This window comes from Candidatus Avelusimicrobium faecicola, from assembly GCA_900540405.1.
GTDB lineage: Bacteria > Elusimicrobiota > Elusimicrobia > Elusimicrobiales > Elusimicrobiaceae > Avelusimicrobium > Avelusimicrobium faecicola.
In genome coordinates, this window is the sequence record UQFW01000067.1 from 1 (window position 1) to 5404 (window position 5404).

General features: G+C 46.7%; 4 protein-coding genes and 1 pseudogene. 1 reads left to right on the top strand and 4 read right to left on the bottom strand.

Translation table 11 applies throughout. The features are described 5' to 3' along the window. Positions 1 to 345 precede the first annotated feature (345 nt). The 4 genes from ACQY18_RS06165 to rhuM all read right to left on the bottom strand — a co-directional run bounded on the left by ACQY18_RS06165 (position 346) and on the right by rhuM (position 3486). Positions 346 to 501 carry a hypothetical protein gene (locus ACQY18_RS06165; RefSeq protein ID WP_428039237.1) on the bottom strand — a complete coding sequence of 52 codons (156 nt, stop codon included), beginning with the start codon at positions 499 to 501 and terminating at the stop codon, positions 346 to 348. 13 nt (positions 502 to 514) lie between these two features. Next, the gene (locus ACQY18_RS06170; protein WP_428039238.1) at positions 515 to 2992 is read right to left on the bottom strand and encodes an excinuclease ABC subunit UvrA; all 2478 of its coding nucleotides are present in this window, start codon (positions 2990 to 2992) and stop codon (positions 515 to 517) included. A gap of 147 nt (positions 2993 to 3139) precedes the next feature. After that, positions 3140 to 3268, bottom strand: a complete 129-nt coding sequence (locus ACQY18_RS06175; RefSeq protein ID WP_428039239.1) for a hypothetical protein — start codon at positions 3266 to 3268, stop codon at positions 3140 to 3142. Positions 3269 to 3288: 20 nt separating this feature from the next. After that, entirely contained in the window at positions 3289 to 3486 is a 198-nt protein-coding gene (rhuM, locus tag ACQY18_RS06180; protein ID WP_428039240.1) for a RhuM family protein, read from the bottom strand. 760 nt (positions 3487 to 4246) lie between these two features. Here rhuM and ACQY18_RS06185 point away from each other — a divergent pair. Then, a pseudogene (locus ACQY18_RS06185) lies at positions 4247 to 4882 on the top strand (CatB-related O-acetyltransferase). Positions 4883 to 5404 lie beyond the last annotated feature (522 nt).

Consider the following 5404-nt stretch of genomic DNA (forward strand, 5'->3'; position numbering starts at 1 on the left):
CGGCCATCCCGTTCTTTGGGTGTCGGTTCAGCTACATCTGCGACTTTTTGCTTGGCAACTTTTACAACTACTTGTTTAGATTTTTTCTTCATAAAAACTCCCGATAGTATATTGGTTTAGTGGGCTTTTTGCCCATTCCTATTACCGCTTACTATCGGGAGCAAAGTCAAGTAAATGAATGTTAGGACTATCTACAAGTTCGATTCCTGTTGGGCGCACTTTTAGAAAAAGAGCCATTCTCAGACGAGAGTGGTTCTTTTTTATGCTTTTCCGACGGGGTTTTGTGAGCAAAATGAGCAAAATTAGAACAAAAAGTATATATTGTTAGTGGACCCTTTTGGGACACTATAAAATCCCCATTTTCCCCGTACATTTCCACGGGTTGAAACGCACACTGACGGCCGCTTTCTGCGTGAGTGCCTGTTCATATTTGGCCCAACGCTCCGCCCCAAACAGGGCGGAAGTATAAGCTATAAATTCTTGCGGTAATGGTAGCATCACAAAAAGCCTTCCTTTATAAATACCGTCCCGTTAGGCTCTGCGGGCATTGTTTAATCACTTCCACAGGGCCGCACGCCACTACAGTTCCCCCCGCATTGCCGCCGGACGGCCCCATATCAATCAGATAATCCGCGTGGCGTAAAACGTCCAAATCGTGTTCAATCACTATCACCGTTGCGCCGTTTTGAATGAGCATTTGGAACACCCCCAATAGCGTGCGCACGTCTAACGGATGCAGGCCGATGGTAGGCTCGTCAAACACAAACACGGTGGAATGTTGCGGCTTGCCCATTTCACTAGCCAATTTTAAGCGCTGGGCCTCTCCGCCGGAAAGGCTGGGGGTTGCTTCGCCCAATGTTAAATATCCCAACCCTAAGTCTTGCAAGATTTGCAAGCGTTGGTGCACCAATTTCCAATCCGCGCACGCTTTCAACGCAGTGGAAACGTCCATAGCCATCAGCTCCGGCAGTGAAAAACTTTCCCCGCGTTGGTTGGTATATTTTACATCAAACGCTTCCCGCGCATAGCGCGCCCCGCGGCAAGTGGGGCAAGGCACGTCCACATCCGGCAAAAATTGCACATCCAAACTGATTTCTCCTGTTCCGTCACACTCCGCACAGCGCAAACGGCCGGTATTGTAGGAAAAATCCCCCGCTTTATACCCCCGCTGTTTGGCATCCGGCGTGCGGGCAAACAGTTTGCGCAGCTCGTCATGCACGTTGGCATACGTTGCCACGGTGGAGCGCACGTTAATCCCAATGGGGGTGGCATCAATGAGTTTAACTTGCTCAATGCCCGGCGCTTGCACGGCGCGCACATGGGCCGGGAGCGGCGCATGGCGCACTTGCGCATCCAACGCGGGCACTAAACTTTCCAATACTAACGTGGTTTTGCCGGAGCCGGACACGCCGCTTACCACCGTCAGCCGCCCTTTGGGGATTTCTATTTCCAACGGTTTTACCGTGTGAATAGGCCCGGTAGACAAACGGATTTTGCCTTGCGCAAACAGTTCTTCCGCAGGCACTTTTTCCCACACCCGGGGCGGCGTATTCCCGGTTAAAAACGGCCCGATTTTGGAATTTTTATTATGGCTGACATCCGCCAGCGTGCCTTGCGCAATTACATAGCCGCCGTTGGCGCCGGCTTGGGGCCCCATTTCCACAAACCAATCGGCCGAGGATAAAATTTGGGTATCGTGGTCCACCAACACAACGGAGTTGCCGTCCGCAATTAAATCTTGCATAACGCCTTTTAAGCCCACAATGTTAGACGGGTGCAAACCGATAGACGGCTCATCTAGCACATACAAAACGCCGGTGGTGCGGTTGCGCACCGCCCGCGCCAACTGCATCCGCTGGCGCTCCCCGGTGGATAGGGTGGCGGAGGCGCGGTCCAGGGTTAAATACCCCAGGCCCAAATCCATTAGCCGCCGGGAGGCGGACAAAAAAGCCTCCGCAATATTTTGCGCCATTTCGTGCATTTCAGCGGGCATAGTAGCGGGAACGGCCGCCACCCATGCGGTTAAATCCACCAATGTTTTTTGGCAGACGTCCGCCAAGTTTAGGCCGCCTACACGCGGGGCGCGGGCCGCCGCACTCAAGCGGGAGCCGCCGCAATCCGGGCAGGTTTCGCGTTTCAAAAATTTTTCCACCCGCTTCATGCCTTGCTCGTCCTTTACCTTTGCCAACGCATTTTTTACCGTATAAACGGCGTTGTAAAAGGTAAAATCCAATTCGCCCGCCTGGTTTGTTTTTTTGGCTTTATAAAAAATGCGCTTTTTTTCCGCCGGGCCGTGATACACAATTTCTTTTTCCTGCGGGGATAAATCCTTAAACGGCACGTCCGTCCGCACGCCCATGGCGCGGCAAACGTCCGTCATTAAAGACCACATTAAACTGTTCCACGGAGCCACGGCGCCTTGGTCTATGGTTAAATTTTCATCCGGCACTAAGGTAGCCATATCCACGTTCCACACGGTGCCGGTGCCGTCGCAAGCCGGGCAGGCGCCCTGGCTGTTAAAAGCCAGTTCTTCGGCACTGGGGGCATAAAAATCCGCGCCGCACTCCGGGCAGTGGAGCATTTTTCCGGCCGCCACCGCCAACGAAGGCGCCACATAATGCCCGTTGGGGCAACGGTGGTTAGCCAGGCGGGAAAACATCAACCGCAAGCTGTTGAGCAGTTCCGTACCTGTACCAAAGGTACTGCGCAAGCCGGGCACGCCGGGGCGCTGGTGCAGGGCCAACGCGGCGGGCACATATAAAACTTCGTCCACCTGCGGGCGGGCGGCTTGGGTCATGCGGCGGCGGGTATAGGTGGAAAGCGCCTCCAAATACCGTCGCGAGCCTTCCGCATACAGCACGCCTAACGCCAAAGAAGATTTGCCGGAGCCCGAAACCCCGGCAATACCTACGATTTTATTTAAGGGAATATCTACATCTATATTTTTGAGATTATGCACCCGCGCACCGCGGATTTTGATTTTCTCAACCATAACAGGCTCCTATCGGACGGACCGCCGGAAAATTAAGGTTAGAGCATTTTGGGGTCCGCGGTTGCCTTTTTGGGGGCCGGCAACAGGGCAAACATCAGATAAGTTTTGAATAGTTCCAGCATAAAACAGGCCGACACAAGCACATATTTATTCCTGCACGGTTAAAACGTGGAAAGTATAATACATTCTACCCACAAACCGCACCAACAGAGAAAACGTATAATCCGCATTACTGCACAGGGGCAAAAACTCTTGCCAATATTTTCCACCGCCCATATTTTTTAGGAAATCATCGTTTAATGTGAACCCTTTAACAAGATATTCCCGTAACATTTAGGTAGCCCATATACGAAAAGTGTATCTTGCACAGTCCGCACTCTATAGCCTACGGCTGGAATTACATCTAAATTGTAATAAGTAACTTCGCGCTCGATTTGTCTATTCCCCTCTTTTTGAACTATTCGGAATTTCCGAACAGTTGCCGTTTCATGCAATTCTCCCTCTTCGAAGATATGCTTAATGCGCTCACTAATATTAGCTTTACTTGACTGGAATAACTGCTTGGGTCAGCCATACAGTTTTATCGGCCAATGTAACTTCTATCTTCGGTTTGCTAAATGATAATGTCAGTATCTTGGGGCACAGTTAAATCTTAAAAAGTCCTTTTATTTATGTTACCATAATTTGGAATACAAGTGGCATAGACTAAAATATGGCAGGTTTGGGTATGATTTTCAATAAGAACTCTTTTTATATGCTAGTTTGGTGCACCTTTAAACCCCAACCTTTGAGAAGTAAAAAGGAATTAAAAATGTCCTAAAATGTACACCAAAAGGATGGTACACTATAACGGACTTCTGCTCGTCGGTAGTTTTATGCTTTTCCTACGGTGTTTCTGGAGCAAAATTAGAACAAAAAGTATATATTGTTAGTGGACCCTGTATGGTGTACAGTAAACGCTAAAATTCTTCTTTTTCTCGTCGAGAAAAGTGTAAATATACACGATTTTTCTGCAAACTATATCCGCACAGCTTAAATTCCCGAAATTTTTTTACATACTATAATTATTACTTCTCGTCGAAGAAGTATAAAAACTACTAAAAAAATTTCCGAAAACTATGAATATACTGGTCACAATTTGGACACTATATCCGCGTGGTTTTTCCGATTACTAGGAAACGATTTCTTGCGCTTTTATTATGCCTTGTGCGCTTTTTGGTCATAGTAGTTCTGTAAATATTTTATAATGAAAGCATGAAGAATAAACCGAACCCTAACACCATTTTTCCATTACCGAATATTAACACACTTACATTTGTAAAACCTACGATTAAAAATCCGAATATCGTTGTAGGCGATTTTACTTATTTTGCGGATACTGACTTTGAGAAACACGTTACGCACCATTATGATTTTATTGGCGATAAACTCATTATCGGTAAATTCTGCCAAATTGGTGCAGGGGTAGAGTTTGTGATGAACGGGGCAAACCACCAGATGAACGCCGTATCTACTTACCCTTTTTACATTTTCGGCTCTTGGGACCAATCCGCACCCTCTAAAGAAGACCTTCCGTTCAAAGGCGATACTGTTGTTGGCAATGATGTGTGGATTGGGCAAAACTCCACAATACTCCCAGGCGTGCATATTGGCGATGGGGCGATTATCGGTCTAAACAGCGTGGTAACTAGAGACGTGCCACCTTACACCATTGTGGCCGGAAACCCTGCTAAAACCGTCAGAAAACGCTTTGATGACGAATTGATTGACCTGCTACTCAAACTTAAATGGTGAGACAAGAGCATAGAAGAAATCAATGCACTTATTCCGCTTCTCTCTTGTAGTGATTTAGCCAAAGTAAAGCAAGAAATTAAACCCCTTGTGCATTAAAGCTACCCCGCCTACTTTTGGACACTATATTTTGGTTAACTTTGACAACTTATGTATACAAAGCTATACAAACGCTCGGCAGAAAAATGGCAGAAAGTAGCGATTTCGCAAAAAAAGCAAAAAAGTGTATATTCTTAGTGGACCCTCTATGGTGTACAGTAAATGATAGTTTTCTTTGTATTTCTCGTCGGTAAATGCCGAAATATACCCACAAAACATGGCTCCACTATCCGCACAACCAAAATTTGCTTAACTTCTGTACTTGCGAGATTCTCCATTTCTCGTCGCAGAATAATAAAAAGTTGTGAAAAATTCTTGTAAAACTATGAAAGCAATGGCCCCTTTTTGGGCACTATAAAATTCCGAGACACAAAATGGAATACAGAATGCCTTCTTAAGTAAATACATTTATCTACTAGTTTTACCTGATTCCATTTACTTATTATTCTTTTGAGTTTTACTTGCAATACCCAATTTCTCTGCGAAACTTCGGTTTCTAATTTCCGCTCTATCGGCTAATCC